Below are 19,615 nucleotides of genomic sequence, written 5' to 3'. Positions count from 1 at the left end.
GTGAGCTCCTCTTCCTCCACCGGACGTCCGTCGCACCCCCAGGTGCGACGGGGGAGCCCTGGCGCCTACCGGCTGGTACGCACCCCGCCGACGCGTGTGGCCCCCCCTCGTCCGGACGCCGCGCAGCGCGCCGTGGTTGACCACGGCGCCGGGCCGCTGCTCGTCCTCGCAGGCCCGGGCACCGGCAAGACCACCACCCTCGTCGAGTCCGTCGCCGAACGGATCGCCCGCGGCGGCGACCCGGAGCGGATCCTCGTCCTGACCTTCAGCCGCAAGGCGGCCGTCGAGCTGCGCGACCGGATGGCGCTGCGCATGGGCGCCGCGCGCGCCCCCCGGGCGACGACCTTTCACTCCTTCGGTTACGCCCTGGTCCGCGCCCACCAGGACAGCGAACTGTTCGTGGAGCCGTTGCGACTGCTGTCCGGTCCGGAACAGGACGTGACGGTCCGCGAGCTGCTGGCCGGGCAGGCGGACCTGGAGCGACTCGGCCTGGCGCACGTGCGCTGGCCCGACGAACTGCGCGCCTGCCTGACCACCCGCGGCTTCGCCGACGAGGTCCGCGCGGTCCTCGCCCGCAGCCGCGAACTGGGCCTCGACCCGGACGCCCTGGAGACGTTCGCCCGGCGCATCGGCCGCCCCGACTGGCGGGCCGCCGCCGCCTTCCTCGCCGAGTACCTCGACGTGCTCGATCTGCAGGGCGTCCTCGACTACGCGGAACTCGTCCACCGCGCGGTGCTGCTCGCCCACCGCCCCGAGGTCGCCGCGCAGCTGGCCGCGCGGTACGACGCCGTGTACGTCGACGAGTACCAGGACACCGACCCGGCCCAGATACGGCTGCTGCACGCCCTGGCGGGCGGCGGACGCACCCTCGTCGCCTTCGGCGACCCCGACCAGTCGATCTACGCCTTCCGGGGCGCGGACGTGAACGGCATCCTCGACTTCCCGCACGTCTTTCCGCGCGCGGACGGCCGCCCGGCACCGGTGGAGGTGCTGCGGACCTCGCGCCGTTCCGGGGCCGCCCTGCTGGCCGCCACCCGGCTGCTGACCCAGCGCATGCCGCTGACCCGCCTGCCCGCCGACAAGGTGCGCGCCCACCGCGAGCTCACCTCCGTGCGGGACGGGGGGCGCGTCGAGGTGTACACGTACCCGACGCCCGGCACCGAGCTCGACAACATCGCCGACATCCTGCGCCGGGCCCACCTCGAGGACGGTGTTCCGTGGAGCGACATGGCCGTCCTCGTACGCGCCGGTTCGCGCACCATCCCGGCGGTGCGCCGCGCCCTCACCACGGCCGGCGTCCCGCTGGACGTCGACGGCGACGACCTGCCCCTGCGGCACGAGCCGGCGGTGGCACCGCTGCTGACGGCCCTGCGCGCGGTGGCGACGGCGGTCGCGGAGGAGCGGACGGGCGCCCGCACCGACGAGGTGACGGAGGCCGAACCCGGCACCAGGGGCGTGCCCGGGGCCGAGGCCGGCGTCGGGGCCGAACCCGGCGCCGGGGGCGTGCCCGGGGGTGAGCCTGGGGGTGAGCCCGGCTCCGGGAGCACCTCCGAGGCCGCTGCCGGCCCCGGCGACGGGCCCGAGGCCGGGTCGGCCACCGGTGACGTGTCCGAGGTCGCTTCCGGTTCCGACGGCGTACGCGGGGCCGGGTCGGCCGCCGAGGAAGTGCGCGATGCCGCGCCCGGCTCCGGCGGCGTGCCCGATGCCACCTCCCGCACCCACGACGCGCCCGAAACCCCCACGCCCGAACCCTCCACGCCCGAACCCTCCACGCCCGAACCCTCCACGCCCGAACCCCCCACGCCCGAACCCTCCGCGGCCGGTACCGCCCGTGCCGGTACCGCCTGCTGGCTGGACACCGAGACCGCCCTCACCCTGCTCACCTCCCCCCTCGCCGGCATGGACGCCGCCGATCTGCGCCGTCTCGGGCGCGCCCTGCGCGACGAGGAGCGTGCCGCCGGCAACCCGCTGCCGCCGCCCTCGGACGAACTGCTCGCCCGCGCCCTGGCCGAGCCCGAGCGCCTCGCGGTGCACGACCCCGCGTACGCGCGCGGTGCCCAGCGTCTCGGCGCGCTGCTCCGCAAGGCCCGTGAGCGCCTCGCCGCCGGTGGCAGCGCCGAGGAGGCGCTGTGGGACCTGTGGGAGGGCACCCCCTGGCCCACCCGCCTGGAACGCTCGGCCCGGCGCGGCGGCGCCGCCGGACGCAACGCCGACCGCGACCTGGACGCCGTGTGCGCCCTCTTCGCGACCGCAGCGCGCGCGGAGGAGCGCACGGGTGGGCGCGGCGCGCTGAACTTCCTGGAGGAGATCGACGCCGAGGACATCGCCGCGGACACCCTCACGCGGCGTGCCGTCCGCCCCGACGCCGTCCGCCTGATGACCGCGCACCGCTCCAAGGGACTCGAATGGCGGCTGGTCGTCGTCGCGGGCGTCCAGGAGGGCCTGTGGCCGGACCTGCGCCGCCGCGGTTCCCTGCTGGAGGCCGACCGGATCGGCCGCGACGGACTCGCCGAACCCCTCACGCCGGGCGCGCTGCTCGCCGAGGAGCGCCGCCTGTTCTACGTGGCCGCCACGCGCGCGCGTGAACGCCTCGTCGTGACCGCCGTGAAGGCACCGGCCGACGACGGCGACCAGCCCTCCCGGTTCCTGACCGAGCTGGGCGTCGAGCCCGTCGACGTCACGGGCCGCCCGCGCCGCCCCCTCGCCGTCGCGGCGCTCGTCGCCGAACTGCGCGCCACCACCGTCGACCCGCGCGTCTCCGCCCCCCTGCGCGAGGCCGCCGCCCACCGCCTGGCCCGCCTCGCCGCCCTCGCCGACGAGGACGGCCGCCCCCTGGTGCCGTCGGCCCACCCCTACCGCTGGTGGGGCATGTGGGACCCGACCGAGAGCAAGGTGCCGCTGCGCGACCGCGACCGGCCCGTCACCCTCTCCGGCAGCGCCCTCGACCAGCTCGCCAACACCTGCGCGCTCCAGTGGTTCCTCGGCCGGGAGGTGAAGGCCGACGCGCCCGCCACCGCCGCCCAGGGCTTCGGCAACGTGGTGCACGTCCTCGCCGACGAGGTCGCCTCCGGGCACACCCCGGCAGACCTCGACGTCCTCATGGAACGCCTGGACTCGGTGTGGAACGCGCTCGCCTTCGACGCGCCCTGGAAGTCGGCGCAGGAGAAGGCCAACGCGCGCGTGGCGCTCGAACGCTTCCTCAAGTGGCACGTGATGGACCGCGCCGGGCGCACGCCGGTGGCGAGCGAGCACGACTTCGACGTGACCCTGGAGGCGGGCGACTACGAGGTGCGCGTCCGCGGCCAGATGGACCGCGTCGAGGCCGACGCCGACGGCCGCGCCTACGTCGTCGACTTCAAGACCGGCAAGCAGGCACCCAGCTCCGCCGAGGTGGCCCGCCACCCCCAGCTCGCCGTCTACCAGCTCGCCGTCCGCGAGGGCGCCGTCGACGAGGCCTTCGGCGGGGTGCGCCCCGAACCGGGCGGCGCGGAACTCGTCCAGCTGCGCCAGGGCGCGGCCAGGCGCGACGGCGGCGAGACGCTGCCCAAGGTGCAGGCGCAGGACTCCCTGGCGGGCCCGGAGGGGGAGTGGGTCGGCGATCTGCTGGCCACGGCCGCCGGCAAGGTCCTCGACGAACGGTTCACCCCCACCGCGGGGCAGCACTGCACGCACTGCGCCTTCCGCGCCTCCTGCAGCGCACGGCCCGAGGGACGGCACGTCGTGGAGTAGTGCGGCCCGAGGGACGGCACGTCGTGGGGTGGAGCAGCCCGCGGACGGCACGCCGTGGCGCAGAGCGGCCCACGACCCGCACGTCGTGCGTGAGCGTCCGGTGTGACCAGTCGCACCCCACGCGCTGACCTGCGCTTCTCCCCGCCGCACAGCGCACCCGGCACCCGCTGTCAGTGATCGCCGCTAGCCTCTTCGACGTGCCCGCCCGTATCTCCGATCCCGAGCAGCTCAAGGAGCTTCTCGGGATCCCCTTCACCCCGGAACAGACGGCCTGCATCGTCGCGCCCCCCGCCCCGCAGGTGATCGTGGCCGGAGCCGGGTCGGGCAAGACGACGGTGATGGCGGCGCGCGTGGTCTGGCTGGTCGGCACCGGGCAGGTCGCCCCCGAGCAGGTGCTCGGCCTCACCTTCACCAACAAGGCGGCCGGCGAACTCGCCGAACGCGTCCGCAAGGCCCTCGTCCGGGCCGGCGTCACCGACCCCGACGCCATCGACCCGGACGATCCGCCGGGTGAGCCGGTGATCTCCACGTACCACGCCTTCGCCGGCCGCCTGCTGACCGACCACGGCCTGCGCCTCGGGCTGGAACCGACGTCCCGCCTGCTCGCCGACGCCACCCGCTTCCAGCTGGCCGCGCGGGTGCTGCGCGAGGCACCCGGACCGTATCCGGCGCTCACCCGTTCCTTCGCCGACCTGGTCAGCGACCTCCTCGCCCTCGACGCCGAGCTCTCCGAGCACCTTGTACGCCCCGAGGACCTGCGCGCCTGGGACGCGGACCTCCTGACGGAACTCCAGGGCGCCAAGCTCACCAACGCCGACCTGCGCAAGGTCCCCGAGGCCGCCGCCGCCCGCCGCGAACTCGCCGACCTGGTGATCCGCTACCGGGCCGCCAAACGCGAACGCGACCTGCTCGACTTCGGCGACCAGATCGCCCTGTCCGCCCGGCTCGCCGGGCTGCCCGAGGTGGGCCGCGTCCTGCGCGACGAGTTCCGGGTCGTGCTGCTCGACGAGTACCAGGACACCTCGGTGGCCCAGCGCATCCTCCTGGCGGGACTGTTCGGCGGCGGCACCGGCCACCCCGTGACCGCCGTCGGCGACCCCTGCCAGGCGATCTACGGCTGGCGCGGCGCCTCCGTCGCCAACCTCGACGACTTCCCGGAGCACTTCGCGCACGCCGACGGCCGCCCCGCCGCCCGCCAGGCGCTCAGCGAGAACCGTCGCAGCGGCGGCCGCCTCCTCGACCTCGCCAACGGCCTCGCCGAACCCCTGCGCGCCATGCACGCGGGCGTGGAGGCCCTGCGCCCCGCCCCCGGCGCCGAACGCGACGGCACGGTCCGCTGCGCCCTCCTGCGCACGCACGCCGAGGAGATCGACTGGATCGCCGACTCCATCGCCCACCTCGTCCGCACCGGCAAGGCCCCCGGCGAGATCGCCGTCCTGTGCCGCACGGCGACCGACTTCGCCGAGATCCAGGGCGCGCTGGTGGCCCGCGACGTCCCCGTCGAGGTCGTGGGCCTGTCCGGACTGCTGCACCTGCCCGAGGTGGCCGACCTGGTCGCCGTCTGCGAGGTCCTCCAGGACCCCGGCGCCAACGCCTCCCTGGTCCGCCTGCTCACCGGCCCGCGCTGGCGCATCGGCCCCCGCGACCTCGCCCTCCTGGGGCGCCGGGCCCGGCTGCTCGTGAGCCACGCGCGCGTGGCAGGCGACGACGACCCCGACCGGCGGCTCGCCGAGGCCGTCGAGGGCGTCGACCCGTCCGAGGTGGTCTCCCTCGCCGACGCCCTCGACACCTTCCTGGAGACACCGCTGGACGGCAGCGGGGACGACGACGGACTGCCCTTCTCGCCGGACGCGCGCGTGCGCTTCGCCCGCCTGGCCGCCGAGCTGCGCGACCTGCGCCGGGCCCTGTCCGACCCCCTGATGGACGTCCTGCACCGCGTCCTCGCCACCACCGGTCTGGAGGTCGAGCTGTCGGCGTCCCCGCACGCCCTGGCCGCCCGCCGCCGCGAGACCCTGTCGAACTTCCTGGACGTCGCCGCCTCCTTCGCCGCGAGCGACGGCGAGGCCACCCTGCTCGCCTTCCTCGGCTTCCTGCGCACCGCCGCCCAGTACGAGAAGGGCCTCGACAACGCCCTGCCCGGCGGCGAGAACACCGTCAAGGTGCTCACCGCGCACAAGTCCAAGGGCCTGGAGTGGGACGTCGTCGCCGTCCCCGGCCTGGTCACCGGCACCTTCCCCAGCGGGCAGGGCCGCGAGAAGTGGACCGCCCAGGGCAAGGTGCTGCCGCACGGGCTGCGCGGCGACGCCGACACCCTGCCCGACGTCGCGTCCTGGGACGCACGGGGCCTGAAGGCCTTCCACGAGGCCATGAAGGAACACCAGCACACCGAGGAGCTCCGCCTCGGCTACGTCACCTTCACCCGCCCCCGCTCCCTGCTCCTGGGCTCCGGCCACTGGTGGGGGCCCAGCCAGAAGAAACCACGCGGACCGTCCGACTTCCTCCGGGCCCTGTACGACCACTGCGCCGCCGGGCACGGCGAGATCGAGGCGTGGGCGGACGAACCCGCCGAGGACGAGGAGAACCCGGCCCTCCTCGAGAGCACCGCCGACCGGGCCTGGCCCCTGCCCCTGGACGACACGGCCCTCGCCCTGCGCCGGTCCGCCGCCGAGACGGTCCTCGCCCACCTGGACCGCCTCGCCGCCCAGGACGACGTCCGGCCCACCGCCACGCACGACCCGGACACCTACGACGACCCGGACTGGCCGCCGCCCCCCGAGGACGACGAGGCCTTCCCGGACGACGACGCCTTCCCGGACGACGACGCACTCTTCCCCGACGACGGGACGTTCCCCGGGGACGACGCCCCCCTCTCCGCCGACGCGGCCCCCGGCGGGCCGGACCCCGCCGACCGGGACTCCCGGCCGGCCGACCGCCCCGCCGCGCACCCGGTGATCCCGCACCAGGCGCCGCCCCCGCCGCAGTCCGGCGGCACCGGCGTCCCCCGCCCCCAGAAGCCCCTGCCGGAACCCGCCCCCCGGCACACCACCGCCACCCGCCTCACCCCCGAGGAAGCCCGTACCGTCGCCTCCTGGGACCGCGACCTGGACGCCCTCACCGGCGAGCTGCTGCGCGCCCGCGAGAGCGTCACCGAGGTACACCTCCCGGCGTCGCTGACCGCCTCCCAGCTGCTGCGCCTGGCCGCCGACCCCGACGGGTTCGCCCAGGAGCTGGCCCGCCCCATGCCCCGCCCGCCCCAGCCCGCCGCCCGCCGCGGCACCCGCTTCCACGCCTGGGTCGAGTCCCGCTTCGAAGCGCTCACGCTGCCCATGCTGGAGCCGGAGGAACTGCCCGGCAGCGAGGCCGAGATCGCCGACGAACGCGACCTGGAGTTCCTCAAGGACGCCTTCGAACGCACCGAGTACGCGCACCGCACCCCGTACCGCCTCGAGGCGCCCTTCCAGCTCACGCTCGCCGGACGCGTCGTACGCGGCCGGATCGACGCCGTCTACAAGCAGGGCGAGGGCCCGGCGACGACGTACGAGATCGTCGACTGGAAGACGGGCCGCGACGGCACCGCCGACCCGCTCCAGCTCGCCGTGTACCGCCTCGCCTGGGCCGAGCAGCAGCGGGTGCCGCTGGAATCGGTGACGGCCACCTTCCTGTACGTACGCAGCGGCGAGGCCGTACGGCCCGATGGCCTGCCGGACCGTGCCGCGCTGGAGCGCCTGCTGCTCGGCGAACCGGTCGGTGACGAACCGCACGGCCTGGGTGTCCGCGCGGGCCGATAGGCTCGTGAGCATGAGCCACCCCGTTGACAGTGCCGTCAGCGCCGTCCGTACGTACATCGCGCACCACCGCGCCGCCTTCCTCGACGACCTCGCCGAGTGGCTGCGCATCCCGTCCGTGTCGGCCCAGCCCGACCACGCGGCCGACGTACGCCGCAGCGCCGACTGGCTCGCCGCCAAGCTGAAGGAGACCGGCTTCCCGACCGCCGAGATCTGGCCCACCGCGGGCGCCCCGGCCGTCTTCGCCGAGTGGCCCTCCGGCGACCCCGCGGCACCGACGGTCCTCGTCTACGGCCACCACGACGTGCAGCCGGCGGCCCGCGAGGACGGCTGGCACAGCGACCCCTTCGAACCCGTCGTCCGTGACGACCGCCTCTACGCGCGCGGGGCGGCCGACGACAAGGGACAGGTGTTCTTCCACACACTCGGCGTCCGCGCCCACCTCGCCGCCACCGGCCGCACCGCGCCGGCGGTGAACCTCAAGCTGCTGATCGAGGGCGAGGAGGAGTCCGGCTCCCCGCACTTCCGCGCCCTCGTCGAGGAGCACGCCGAGCGCCTCGCCGCCGACGCGGTGATCGTCTCCGACACCGGCATGTGGTCCGAGGACACCCCCACGGTGTGCACCGGCATGCGCGGCCTCGCCGAGTGCGAGATCCGGCTGCACGGACCCGATCAGGACATCCACTCCGGCTCCTTCGGCGGCGCGGTCCCCAACCCGGCCACGGCCGCCGCCCGCCTGGTCGCCGCCCTGCACGACGAGCACGCGCGCGTGGCGGTCCCCGGCTTCTACGACGGCGTGATCGAACTCACCGACCGCGAACGCGACCTCTTCGCCGAGCTGCCCTTCGACGAGGAGCGGTGGCTGCGCACGGCCAAGTCGTACGCCGTCCACGGCGAGGCCGGCCACACCACCCTGGAACGCATCTGGGCCCGCCCCACCGCCGAGGTCAACGGCATCGGCGGCGGCTATCAGGGCCCCGGCAGCAAGACGATCATCCCGTCCTCCGCCCTGGTGAAGCTCTCCTTCCGCCTGGTCGCGGGACAGGACCCCGACCGCGTGGAGAAGGCCGTCCGCGCCTGGGCGGCCGAGCAGGTACCGGACGGCATCCGCTGCGAGATCACCTTCGGGTCGGCCACGCGCCCGTGCCTGACACCGCTGGACCACCCGGCACTGCAGTCCGTGGTCCGCGCCATGGGCCGGGCCTTCGGGAAACCGGTCCGCTTCACCCGCGAAGGCGGCTCCGGACCGGCCGCCGACCTCCAGGAGGTCCTCGGCGCACCGGTGCTCTTCCTCGGCATCTCCGTCCCGTCCGACGGCTGGCACGCCCCCGACGAGAAGGTCGAGCTCGACCTGCTCCTCAAGGGCGTCGAAACCTCCGCCCACCTGTGGGGCGACCTGGCGGAACACTGGCGCCACGCACCCTGAACCCCCGCCCGGCCCGGTCCGGCATCGCGTGCGCGGCACACCGAAAGGGCCGCCCCGCACCGCCGATCCCTCCCGGACCCGGGTCGCACCCGCCGTACGCCCGCCGAACCACCCGCCGAACCACCAACCGCTCACCGGGGGAGTTGGAAGCACCCGTGACCACCTGGACCGACCACACCGCCGACCGTCCCATCTCGCTCACCGCCCCCAGCGGCATCGACCGAGCCGCCCACCACCGGCTCGACGAGGCCTGGCTCGCGGCGGCCTGGAGCCACCCCTCGACGCGCTGCTTCGTGGTCTCCGGCGGCCAGGTCCTCATCGACGAGACGCCCGACGGGCGCACCGAACTCGTCATGACCCCCTCCTTCGAGGCCCCGCTCACCGAGGCGCACCGGTACTTCCTGGGCACCGACGAGGACGGCGTCAGCTACTTCGCCCTCCAGAAGGACTCCCTGCCCGGCCGCATGGACCAGTCCGCGCGCCCGGCGGGGCTGCGCGAGGCCGGCCTGCTCCTGTCGCCCCGCGACGCGGGCCTGATGACCCACGCGGTCGCCCTGGAGAACTGGCAGCGTCTGCACCGGTTCTGCTCCCGCTGCGGCGAGCGCACCGTCATCGCCGCGGCCGGCCACATCCGCCGCTGCCCCGCCTGCGGCGCCGAGCACTACCCGCGTACCGACCCCGCCGTGATCATGGCCGTCACCGACGCGGACGACCGCATCCTGCTCGGCCGCCAGGTCCACTGGCCCGAGGGCCGCTTCTCGACGCTCGCCGGTTTCGTGGAGCCCGGGGAGTCCATCGAGCAGTCGGTGCGCCGCGAGGTCTTCGAGGAGGCCGGCATCGTCGTCGGTCCCGTCGAGTACGTCGCCAGCCAGCCCTGGCCCTTCCCGTCCAGCCTCATGCTGGGCTTCATGGCCCGCGCCACCTCGACGGAGATCGACGTCGACGGCGACGAGATCCACGAGGCCCGCTGGTTCTCCCGCGACGAACTGGGCGCCGCCTTCGAGTCCGGCGAGGTGCTCCCGCCCTACGGCATCTCGATCGCGGCCCGCCTGATCGAGCTCTGGTACGGCAAGCCGCTGCCGACCCGCGGCCTCGTCTGAGACGGCACATGACGAAGGGGCGGCTCCCGCACGGGAGCCGCCCCTTCGTCATGTGCCGAGCCGCTCAGGCGCCGATCTTCTGCTTCACCTGCGCCAGCGACGGGTTCGTCAGCGTCGAGCCGTCGGGGAAGAGCACGGTCGGAACCGTCTGGTTTCCGCCGTTCGCCTTCTCCACGAACGCGGCGGAATCCGGGTCCTGCTCGATGTTGATCTCGGTGTACGCGATGCCCTCGCGGTCCATCTGGCTCTTCAGCCGACGGCAGTAGCCGCACCACGTGGTGCTGTACATCGTCACAGTGCCCGGCATGTCTCTCGTGCTCCTTCGGCGGCTCGGGGATGAGGTCGCAGGAGGAGAACGTCCGTGGCGGCGCCACCATTCCCGGCGCGTGACGCTTGTCGCATCAGTACGACTGTCGGCGCGCACCTGTGGACAACCCGACGCACCGGTCTCCCACGACCTGGCAGCATGGCGGTGTGACAGCAGCAACGCACTCCACCCTTTTCCCGCAGGTACCGGACTCGGCCGACGCAGTGCTCGAGGGGCTCGACCCCGAGCAGCGCGAGGTGGCCACCGCCCTGCGCGGGCCGGTGTGCGTCCTGGCCGGCGCGGGGACGGGCAAGACCCGGGCGATCACCCACCGCATCGCCTACGGGGTGCGCGCCGGGATCCTCCAGCCCTCCAGCGTGCTCGCCGTCACCTTCACCAACCGGGCGGCCGGAGAGATGCGCGGGCGGCTGCGCCAGCTCGGCGCGGCCGGCGTCCAGGCCCGCACCTTCCACTCCGCGGCCCTGCGCCAGCTCCAGTACTTCTGGCCGAAAGCGATCGGTGGTTCCCTGCCCCGGCTCGTCGACCGCAAGATCCAGCTCGTCGCCGACGCGGCCGCCGTCTGTCACCTCCGTCTCGACCGGGGCGAGCTGCGCGACGTCACCGCCGAGATCGAGTGGGCCAAGGTCACCCAGACCGTCCCCGCCGACTACGCCCCCGCCGCGGCCAAGGCCGGCCGCGAGACGCCCCGCGACGCCGCGGAGATCGCCCAGCTGTACTCCGCCTACGAGGACCTCAAGCGGGGGCGCGGCGTCATCGACTTCGAGGACGTGCTGCTGCTGACGGTGGGCGTCCTCCAGGACCGGCCCGACGTCGCCGAGCAGGTCCGCACCCAGTACCAGCACTTCGTGGTCGACGAGTACCAGGACGTCAGTCCCCTCCAGCAGCGTCTGCTGGAGCTGTGGCTCGGCGACCGCGACGACGTGTGCGTGGTCGGCGACGCCAGTCAGACGATCTACTCGTTCACGGGAGCAACCCCCGACCATCTGCTCGACTTCCGCGTCCGGCACCCCGGCGCCACCGTCGTCAAGCTGGTCCGCGACTACCGTTCCACCCCCCAGGTCGTCCACCTCGCCAACGGTCTGCTCTCCCAGGCCCGCGGCCGGGCCGCCGACCACCGCCTGGAGCTGGTGTCCCAGCGTCCCGCGGGCCCCGAGCCCGTCTACACCGAGTACACCGACGAACCGGCCGAGGCCGAGGGAGCCGCCCGCCGCATCCGCGAACTCATCGACTCGGGCGTCCCCGCCGCCGAGATCGCGGTCCTGTTCCGTACGAACTCCCAGTCCGAGACCTACGAACAGGCCCTCGCCGACGCCGGCGTCCCCTACCAGCTGCGCGGTGCGGAACGCTTCTTCGACCGTCCCGAGGTGCGCAAGGCCGTCAGCGCCCTGCGGGCCGCCGCGCGCTTCGGCGGCAACGACCACCTCCTCGACGACGCCGTCGACCTGCCGTCCCAGACGCGGGCGGTGCTGTCGGGGGAGGGCTGGACACCGCAGCCCCCGGCGGGGTCCGGTGCCGTCCGGGAGCGCTGGGAGTCGCTGGCCGCCCTGGTCTCCCTCGCCCAGGACTTCGCCGCCGCCCTGCCGGGTGCCACCCTGGGCGACCTCGTCGCGGAACTGGACGAGCGGGCGGGCGCCCAGCATCCTCCGACCGTGCAGGGCGTCACCCTCGCCTCGCTGCACTCGGCCAAGGGCCTGGAGTGGGACGTCGTCTTCCTGGTGGGCGTCGCCGAGGGCATGATGCCGATCACCTACGCAAAGACCGACGAGCAGATCGAGGAGGAACGCCGCCTCCTCTACGTCGGCGTCACCCGCGCCCGCGAACGCCTGCACCTCTCCTGGGCGCTCGCCCGCTCGCCCGGCGGCCGCCCGAGCCGTCGTCCCAGCCGCTTCCTCAAGGGGCTGCGCCCCGGTTCGGCCCCGGCCGGCGCACGTGCGTCCGCCGGCGGTCAGGGCGGTGTGGAGCGTGGCTTCGGGCGCGGCACCACGGTCGTCGCACCGCGGCGCACTCAGCGGACCCCGGCCCGCTGCCGGGTCTGCGGCCGCACGCTCACCGAGGCCGGTGAGATGAAGCTGATGCGCTGCGAGGACTGTCCGTCCGACATGGACGAGGGCGTCTACGAGCGGCTGCGCGAGTGGCGGGCGGTCCAGGCGGGGCGCAGCGGGCAGCCCGCGTTCTGCGTCTTCACCGACAAGACACTGATGGCGATCGCCGAGTCGGTGCCACAGGACGAACACGAGCTGGCGAGGATCCCGGGGGTCGGGGCACGCAAGTTCAACCGCTACGGAGCCGACGTTCTGGCCATCTGCGCAGGCCGGGACGTTGCCGGGCTTGACGCCGGGGACTGATCCCAACTCGTCGGAAAAATAGTTTGCGCATGCCCCGGGAATCCCCATAGGTTCTTGGTCACGGGGAACAGCGGCCTTCCCGAAGGCCCTGCAGCCGTGTTGTACTTGCATATCCGTGGACCGTTCGCACCGGTCCCCCGAGACGCCGAGAGGAGGCGATTCCAGTGATCAGCATCAACATCAGCACCACCGCCGGTACCACCGCCAAACTGACCGATCGCTCGGCCGCCTCCCTGCGCATGCTCGGTGTTTCCAACCCGGGCACCGGTCTGTCCGGCATTCGTGCCGCGCGTCCGGCGTCCGTCTCCGTCGTTCCCGCGGGCCTTCCTGTCCGTGAGCGCGATGAGCGACCGACCGAGGCACTGGAAGCGGCAGTAGTGGCGCAGGCTCAGGCCTATGCCTTTACGGCGACCGGTGCCGGATTCCGGAAGCAGACGACGCACCACCCCCTGATGTGGGCCTTCCGTGGGCCAGAACCCTGGAGTGATCCAGCCTGATTTCGATCAGGCCGGCGCCTTCAGGGCCGCGGAACCCCATCCGGGATCCGCGGCCCTTCTGTTTGCCCACGATCGTGGGCGACAGCGCGAAGGAGCCTCGGGACAAGAAAAGAACCTGGTACCAAGCCGCACCCGGCCGACCGGCCGGAACGACCAGACGAGGAAGACCAACCGTGCAACTCGAAGCGCACGCCCCGTCCGTACCGCCTTCCGACACGATCCCCAAGTCCGGCCTCACGGAGGACCCCGCCTTGACCCCGCTCACCGCGCTCACCGCGCTCGACGACGCCATCGAGAACCTCGGCGTGCCCGTCCCCTGCCGTTCCTACGACCCGGAGGTCTTCTTCGCGGAGTCGCCGGCGGACGTCGAGTACGCCAAGTCCCTCTGCCGTACCTGCCCGCTGGTCGAGGCCTGCCTCGCCGGTGCCAAGGAGCGGCGTGAGCCCTGGGGCGTCTGGGGTGGCGAGCTGTTCGTCCAGGGTGTCGTCGTCGCCCGGAAGCGGCCCCGTGGCCGCCCGCGCAAGAACCCGGTCACAGCATGAACATCACCGGAACGATCGACCGCCCCCTCACGCACGACCCCAAGAAGCAGGACCCGATGAAGCCGTCCACCGACGAGATCGCAGGCACCGCGCCTGAAGACTTCACCACCAGCGACGCGAAGGACTCGCGTCAGAACAGGACCCGCGAGATGCAACTCATCCCAGAAGCCCTGGCTCGTGCGCATATGCACGAGCGCCTGCATGAGGCCGAGCGGGAACGCCGGGCCGTGCGCCTGGCGACCGCCCGCCGGATGCAGCGCCGGGCCGAGCGCGCCTCGATGCGCGCCCGGCGCGCGCTCGCCATGGCGGTCATGCAGTAACCGACCACACCCGAAGCGGTGGCCTCCGGCCAGGAGGCGAAGCCTTCCCCGTGGGGGCCGGTCCGTCCGAACGGACCGGCCCCCACGGCGCGTTCAGCCCCGGCGGCTCACGCCTCGGCGGCCGCCGCCACCTCGTTCTCGTGGTCGTCGGCCTCGTGGTCCTCGGCGCCGGCCTTGCTGTCGGTGTCGGTCTCGTTGCCGTTCTCGGCGCTGTCTTCCGGGACGAAGCCCGCCAGCCACTCCTCCAGCTCGTCACGCAATCGCACCGTCGCACCGAGCTGGCACAGCACCCCTATGGTGCTCAACGTCACTCGGTGGATCAGGAGATAGGCCGGGGGCAGATTGAGCTGCTTGGCCAGCTGGTACGCGGGGGAGCGGGGGTCGGCGATCCTGGCGGCCTGGCTCCGCATCCAACCGCGGGTGAAGGTGAACTCGTCCACCCGGGCCGGCTCGATGATCGGCAGGAGGTAGTCGAGGACGGCGCCGGGCTCCAGCTCTATCGACTCCTTGACGAAGCCCTCCGCGCAGAGCATCTCGTAGACGGCCTCCGCCTCGCCGTCCAGCGTCATGCGCAGCGCCTCGCCGATGGGCTCCGGCAGTCCGCCCGGGAGACGGTCGACCGTGCCGAAGTCCAGAACACCCAGCCGCCAGTCGTCCTCGCCCTCCGGCCCGCCGGGCAGCAGCCGGAAGTTCCCCGGATGCGGGTCGGCGTGCAGGAGGCCGGTGCGGGCCGGACCGGAGAACAGGAAGTGGGCCAGGAGCTGGCCGGCCCGGTTCCGCTGCTCCGGTGTGCCGTCCGCGATGACCTCCGACATGGGGATGCCGTCGATCCACTCGGTGATCAGGACCTGCTCGCGCTCGTGGACCACGTCCGGTACCACGATGTCCGGATCGCCCGCGAACTCCTCGGCGTGGGCACGCTGTGCCTGCGCCTCCAGGTCGTAGTCCAGCTCCTCCGAGACCCGGTCCTTCAACTCCGTGATCAGCGGCTTGATGTCCATGCCGGGCACGAGCGGGCCGAGGAGGCGGGCGAAGCGGCTGAGCTGGTTCAGATCGGACAGCAGGGCCTCGCCGGCGCCCGGGTACTGCACCTTGACGGCCACCTCGCGGCCGTCGTGCCACACCGCCCGGTGCACCTGGCCGATCGAGGCCGCCGCTGCGGGCTTGTCCTCGAACTCCAGGAACAGGTCGTGCCAGTCCTCACCGAGCCGCTCCGTGAGCACGGCGTGCACCGTGCGCGTCGGCATCGGGGGAGCGGCCTCCTGGAGCTTGGTCAGCGCCGCCCGATAGGGACCGGCGACCTCCTCCGGCAACGCCGACTCGAAGACGGACAGGGCCTGCCCGAACTTCATCGCGCCGCCCTTCAGCTCGCCGAGCACCTTGAACAGCTGCTCCGCCGTGCGCTGCTGGAGCTGCTGGCCGACGATCTCCGCGGACTCGCCCACGATCCGCTTGCCGAGTCCCCAGGTCGCCCGCCCGGCGAAGCCGAGCGGGAGCGCGGCGAGCTTGGCGGTCCGGGTGACCGCTTTCCGCGGAAGATCAGACATGCGCCCTCCAAGTCCCAGCCGGCCGCGCCGCTACCGCCTCACGGCGTTCTTCGGCTGACGGCCATTGCCCAGCCATTGTCGCGCGCCGGTCCCCGTTCCCGGGGGTGTGTTCCTGCTTACCTTTGCCGACGGCTCCGCACGAGCACGCGGGATGCGGCCGGACCGGCCTCGTGCGCCACCGCAGAGCGGGCAGCGAGACCTCCCAGCGTACGTCGGCACTGGACGGTGTCCGCCCGTCGAGGAAGGCGAGGGCGTGGGCCGCCGCCAGCCCGGCGACGGTCGTGGCCAGCGTCAGGTCGCAGGCCGGCACCTGGCGCTGCCGGCCGGAGCGCCACTGTGCGACCAGCCGCGGCCAGGCCGGGTCGCGGTCGGTGCGGTCCGCGTGCAGGCAGCCGGCACAGCCCGTCTCGCCGGGCAGGACGAGGGGGCCGACGACGCCTGTCCCCTCCACGACCCCGGCGTACAGGTGGGGTGTGCCCGATGCCATGAGGGAGTCGGCGTGGGCCGGGTCGGGCGCGTGTGTCGCGACGTCATCGCGCGGGGCGAGGACCACCAGGGAGAAGCCCGGGTCGCCGTCCTCGGGCGGGGACGTGGGGGCGCGGCGCGGCTGCCGGTCCGGGGCGGTCCGGCGCACGGCCCGCCGGGACGCCTCGTCCCGGCGGTCGCCGACGGCCTCGGTGGGCAGCCCGCCCGGGGCGACGTCCCACGGCTCGACGCGACCGATGTCCCGCACGTCGACCTCGCCGACGCCGGCCCCCGACAGCAGACAGGCCAGCACGGCGCCCACCCGGCCCGCGCCCCGCACTCGCACGCGCATCGCGCGCCGGGCGGCCAGGTGCCGGATCGCGTCCCCCGGCCGGGAGGTCGTCAGGGACAGGGACGCGAGGTCGGGGCGCAACCGGTCGAGGACCTCCTTCTTCTCCCGCAGGGCGTCGGCGGCCGGCCCGCCGCCCCGGGAGTCGTCGAGGAGTCCGGTCCCCGCCAGCCGCTCCACCAGTCGGTCGACATGGCCGTCCGGCAGATCCATGCGGCGCCCCTCCTCGCGCAGCAGCGCCGGCCCGCGGGTGCCGTTGAGCAGTTCGAGGAAACTGCCCGTCGCCGTGTCCACCGGGCGGAGCGTCAACGCGTGCGCCGGCGTCATGCCGAACTGCACGGTGTTGAGATCGCGCCAGCCGCGCCTGAGCGCGGGCTTCACCATCGGATGCATGACAGAACCCCCGTGTGTCACCGTAAGTCGCCGCAAGTCCTCGTAAGCCCTGACAAGTCCCTGCAAGTCCGCGAAACGTCCCTGTGTGTCGACGGTGACCGGCCGCGTGGTGGCTGTGCGTTCGGTCACACGTCCGCCGACGAGTGCCAGCATGCCCGGATCCGCCGCGGGGCGTCGAAAGTTGTCCACAGGCGGTGGGTGTTCGTCGTACAAGCTCGTCGTGCGAGCTGTCGTACGGGTTGTCATGCGAGCCGTCGTGCGGATCGGCGCGGGACCGTCCCGGAGCCGGGACTTCCCCGTGTGCAGCGGGTAACGTCGGGGCGTGTCCGCCGACCCACTGCACCGCGCCGGAGTGCCCCAGCGCACCCCGGCGAATCCGCCGCCGAGCGGCACGGGGGCGAGCGCGATCGAGGTTCGCAGGAGCACCCGTCGACGCCGGACGGTCTCCGCGTACCGCGAGGGCGATCGCACCGTCGTGCTCATCCCCGCCCGGATGTCCGAGGCGGAGGAACGACGCTGGGTGAGCGTCATGCTGGACAAGCTGGCCGCCCAGGAGAGCAAACGGGTTCTCGGCGACACCGAGCTGGCCGAGCGCGCCCAGCGGCTGTCGGCCCAGTACTTCGAGGGCCGGGCGCGGCCCGCCTCGGTCCGCTGGGTCACCAACCAGAACACGCGCTGGGGCTCGTGCACCCCGGCCGAGGGCAGCATCCGCCTGTCGCACCGTCTCCAGGGCATGCCCGAGTACGTCGTCGACTACGTGCTCCTCCACGAACTGGCTCATCTGCTCGTCCCCGGGCACGGGCCCCGTTTCTGGCGGTTGCTGGAGGCGTACCCGCGGACCGAGCGGGCCCGGGGATACCTCGAAGGTGTGGTCGCCGCCGGCCGGCTGCCGCACGTGCCCGGCGCCAGAAGCGAGTGAGACGGCCCAGGAAGGCGCCCGGTACGGGCTGGTGCGGGTTCTGTACCGGGTCCGTACCGGCATCGTCCGGTGTCCGGGTTTGCCGTTAGCCTGACGCGACGCACTCACATTCGGATGGGGGACGGTCGTAACGCATGGCCAGGGAATTCCAACGCGGCCACAAGGCCAGGATCAGTGACCTCACCGCGGGCACGGATCTGTACGTAGGCGTGCAGATCTCCGGCCCCGGACTGACCTTCGACATCAGCTGCTTCGGACTCGACGCCGACGAGCGGCTCTCCGACGACCGGTACTTCGTGTTCTTCAACCAGCCGAAGACCCCCGAGGAGTCCATCCAGCTCCTGGGTGCGCAGGCGGGTGACACGGAGTCCTTCCGGGTCACCCTGGACAGGATTCCGCCGCAGATCAAGAAGCTGTCCTTCACGGCGACGATCGACGGCGCCGGACAGATGTCGCAGATCGGCCCCGGATACATCCGGATCGTCGCGGGCGGTGAGGAGGTGGCCCGGTATCCGTTCAGCGGGTCGGAGTTCTCCACCGAGCGCGCGGTGATGCTGGGCGACTTCTATCTGAAGGACGTGTGGCGCTTCGCCGCCGTCGGGCAGGGCTTCGACGGCGGGCTCGAGGCGCTGCTGAGGAACTTCGGCGGCGAGGTGGCCGAGGACGAGGCTCCCGCGCCGCAGCAGGCGCAGCAGTCGCAGGCCGGTGCCGCCCCGGGCTTCGCCCCGCCCGCCCAGGCATCGGCACCCCCGGCCTTCGGCGCCCCGGCCCCGGCTCCGGCGCCTGCCCCGGCTCCCGCGCCGCAGCCCGCACCGCCCACCCCGCAGCCCGCCCCCCAGGGATTCGCACCGTCGTCCGGAACCACGCCGCCCCCGGCGCCCGCGCCCGACGTGCACGCCGCGCCGACCATCGTCGCGCCCCTGCACAGCCCGCCCGGCGCTTCCCCGGTGCAGCCCCCGGCCCCGGCTCCGGCGCCCTACGGCCAGCCCGGTCAGCAGCAGCCGTACGGCCAGGTCCCCGGCCAGACCGCCCCGCCGCCCCCCGGCTACGGCCAGCCCCAGGCGTCCCAGGCCCCGCCCCCCGGTTACGGCCAGCCGACCCCGCCCCCGGGCTACGGGCAGCCGACCCCGCCCCCGGGCTACGGGCAGCAGGCGCCCTACGGCGCCCCGCAGGCCATGCCCCAGGGCAGTGCCCCGCAGGGCGCCGGTGTGGCCGCCGCGCTCCAGCAGTTCCGCGAGACGGCGACCGGGCAGCGCTGGACCCAGCAGAACAAGAAGCTGGTCCGCGTCGACCTCGACGCCGACGGGCAGCCCGTCCTGGCCCGGCAGGGCAGCATGGTGCTCTACCAGGGCAAGGTCGACTTCAGCTACAAGGGCGCCGGATTCGCCGGCCGGGTCGTGGGCAACGCGACCGGCCAGGAGATGCAGCTGATGCGCTGCTCAGGCAAGGGGCAGGTGTTCCTCGCCGACAACTCCGCGATGCTGCACCCCATCGAACTCCAGGGCGACGCCGTCTGCGTCTCCGCCGAGAACGTCCTCGCCTTCGACGAGAGTCTCCAGTACGAGGTCCGCCGCATCGAGGGACACGGCATCCCCGGCGGCGCGCTGTTCACGATGCAGTTCCAGGGCACCGGCACGATCGTCGTCAAGACCCACGGCGTCCCCGTGGTGCTGCCGGTCACGCCCACGACGTTCGCCGACTGCAACGCCGTGGTCGCCTGGTCGGCCGCCGCCCAGGTCGTCGTCTCCAGCCAGGTGCGGATGCGCCGCAACGCCTACGCGGGCGACACGGGCGAGAGCGTCAACCTGCAGTTCCGGGCCGCGCCCGGCAACTTCGTCGTCGTCCAGCCGTACGAGATCTGAGGGAGAGC

At 73.6% G+C, this 19,615-nt stretch carries 13 protein-coding genes; 10 read left to right on the top strand and 3 right to left on the bottom strand.

What is annotated here, in order from left to right:
- From ACIRFH_RS04970 to nudC, 4 genes are all read left to right on the top strand, one after another.
- On the top strand, positions 1-3,729 hold the full coding sequence (locus ACIRFH_RS04970; RefSeq protein WP_403517141.1) for an ATP-dependent helicase: 3,729 nt from the start codon (positions 1-3) through the stop codon (positions 3,727-3,729).
- Positions 3,730-3,926: 197 nt separating this feature from the next.
- On the top strand, positions 3,927-7,517 hold the full coding sequence (locus ACIRFH_RS04965) for a UvrD-helicase domain-containing protein (protein ID WP_403517140.1): 3,591 nt from the start codon (positions 3,927-3,929) through the stop codon (positions 7,515-7,517).
- A gap of 10 nt (positions 7,518-7,527) precedes the next feature.
- Positions 7,528-8,940 carry a dipeptidase gene (locus tag ACIRFH_RS04960; RefSeq protein WP_403517139.1) on the top strand — a complete coding sequence of 471 codons (1,413 nt, stop codon included), beginning with the start codon at positions 7,528-7,530 and terminating at the stop codon, positions 8,938-8,940.
- A 155-nt stretch (positions 8,941-9,095) separates the two neighbouring features.
- Positions 9,096-10,040, top strand: coding sequence for an NAD(+) diphosphatase (gene nudC / locus ACIRFH_RS04955; protein ID WP_403517138.1), 945 nt, complete (start codon positions 9,096-9,098; stop codon positions 10,038-10,040).
- Positions 10,041-10,104: 64 nt separating this feature from the next.
- Here the strand turns inward: nudC and ACIRFH_RS04950 are convergent, their stop codons facing one another.
- Positions 10,105-10,347, bottom strand: a complete 243-nt coding sequence (locus ACIRFH_RS04950; RefSeq protein ID WP_161168532.1) for a mycoredoxin — start codon at positions 10,345-10,347, stop codon at positions 10,105-10,107.
- A 167-nt stretch (positions 10,348-10,514) separates the two neighbouring features.
- On the opposite strand from ACIRFH_RS04950, the gene ACIRFH_RS04945 reads away from it, so the two are divergent.
- From ACIRFH_RS04945 to ACIRFH_RS04930, 4 genes are all read left to right on the top strand, one after another.
- A complete protein-coding gene (locus ACIRFH_RS04945; protein ID WP_403517137.1) occupies positions 10,515-12,713 on the top strand; it encodes an ATP-dependent DNA helicase UvrD2 in 2,199 nt (732 codons plus the stop codon).
- A gap of 164 nt (positions 12,714-12,877) precedes the next feature.
- On the top strand, positions 12,878-13,210 hold the full coding sequence (locus ACIRFH_RS04940) for a hypothetical protein (RefSeq protein WP_403517136.1): 333 nt from the start codon (positions 12,878-12,880) through the stop codon (positions 13,208-13,210).
- Positions 13,211-13,383: 173 nt separating this feature from the next.
- Entirely contained in the window at positions 13,384-13,752 is a 369-nt protein-coding gene (locus ACIRFH_RS04935; RefSeq protein WP_403517135.1) for a WhiB family transcriptional regulator, read from the top strand.
- A complete protein-coding gene (locus tag ACIRFH_RS04930; protein WP_403517134.1) occupies positions 13,749-14,072 on the top strand; it encodes a hypothetical protein in 324 nt (107 codons plus the stop codon). Before ACIRFH_RS04935 ends, ACIRFH_RS04930 begins: the two co-directional genes overlap by 4 nt.
- A gap of 107 nt (positions 14,073-14,179) precedes the next feature.
- Here the strand turns inward: ACIRFH_RS04930 and ACIRFH_RS04925 are convergent, their stop codons facing one another.
- Together ACIRFH_RS04925 and ACIRFH_RS04920 are read right to left on the bottom strand one after the other, a co-directional pair.
- Positions 14,180-15,619 (bottom strand): ABC1 kinase family protein, encoded by a 1,440-nt coding sequence (locus ACIRFH_RS04925; RefSeq protein WP_403517133.1) that lies wholly within the window; start codon positions 15,617-15,619, stop codon positions 14,180-14,182.
- On the bottom strand, positions 15,612-16,826 hold the full coding sequence (locus ACIRFH_RS04920) for a TOMM precursor leader peptide-binding protein (protein ID WP_403517132.1): 1,215 nt from the start codon (positions 16,824-16,826) through the stop codon (positions 15,612-15,614). Before ACIRFH_RS04920 ends, ACIRFH_RS04925 begins: the two co-directional genes overlap by 8 nt.
- Before the next feature lie 322 nt (positions 16,827-17,148).
- Here ACIRFH_RS04920 and ACIRFH_RS04915 point away from each other — a divergent pair, with 322 nt between their 5' ends.
- Together ACIRFH_RS04915 and ACIRFH_RS04910 are read left to right on the top strand one after the other, a co-directional pair.
- Positions 17,149-17,745, top strand: a complete 597-nt coding sequence (locus ACIRFH_RS04915; protein WP_403517131.1) for a M48 family metallopeptidase — start codon at positions 17,149-17,151, stop codon at positions 17,743-17,745.
- A gap of 134 nt (positions 17,746-17,879) precedes the next feature.
- Positions 17,880-19,607 carry a TerD family protein gene (locus ACIRFH_RS04910; protein ID WP_403517130.1) on the top strand — a complete coding sequence of 576 codons (1,728 nt, stop codon included), beginning with the start codon at positions 17,880-17,882 and terminating at the stop codon, positions 19,605-19,607.
- The last annotated feature ends 8 nt before the right edge of the window (positions 19,608-19,615 follow it).

Origin of the sequence: Streptomyces sp. NPDC093586 (genome assembly GCF_044764905.1) — a bacterium.
Lineage (GTDB): Bacteria > Actinomycetota > Actinomycetes > Streptomycetales > Streptomycetaceae > Streptomyces.
The sequence above is the reverse complement of the archived record's forward strand: the minus strand, read 5'-3'. Positions and strand labels throughout refer to the sequence as shown.

Coding starts and splice junctions, on each gene's coding strand:
- ACIRFH_RS04960 (WP_403517139.1), top strand. CDS start 7,528: ATGAGCCACCCCGTTGACAGTGCCGTCAGCGCCGTCCGTACGTACATC.
- ACIRFH_RS04950 (WP_161168532.1), bottom strand. CDS start 10,347: ATGCCGGGCACTGTGACGATGTACAGCACCACGTGGTGCGGCTACTGC.
- ACIRFH_RS04930 (WP_403517134.1), top strand. CDS start 13,749: ATGAACATCACCGGAACGATCGACCGCCCCCTCACGCACGACCCCAAG.
- ACIRFH_RS04925 (WP_403517133.1), bottom strand. CDS start 15,619: ATGTCTGATCTTCCGCGGAAAGCGGTCACCCGGACCGCCAAGCTCGCC.
- ACIRFH_RS04920 (WP_403517132.1), bottom strand. CDS start 16,826: ATGCATCCGATGGTGAAGCCCGCGCTCAGGCGCGGCTGGCGCGATCTC.
- ACIRFH_RS04910 (WP_403517130.1), top strand. CDS start 17,880: ATGGCCAGGGAATTCCAACGCGGCCACAAGGCCAGGATCAGTGACCTC.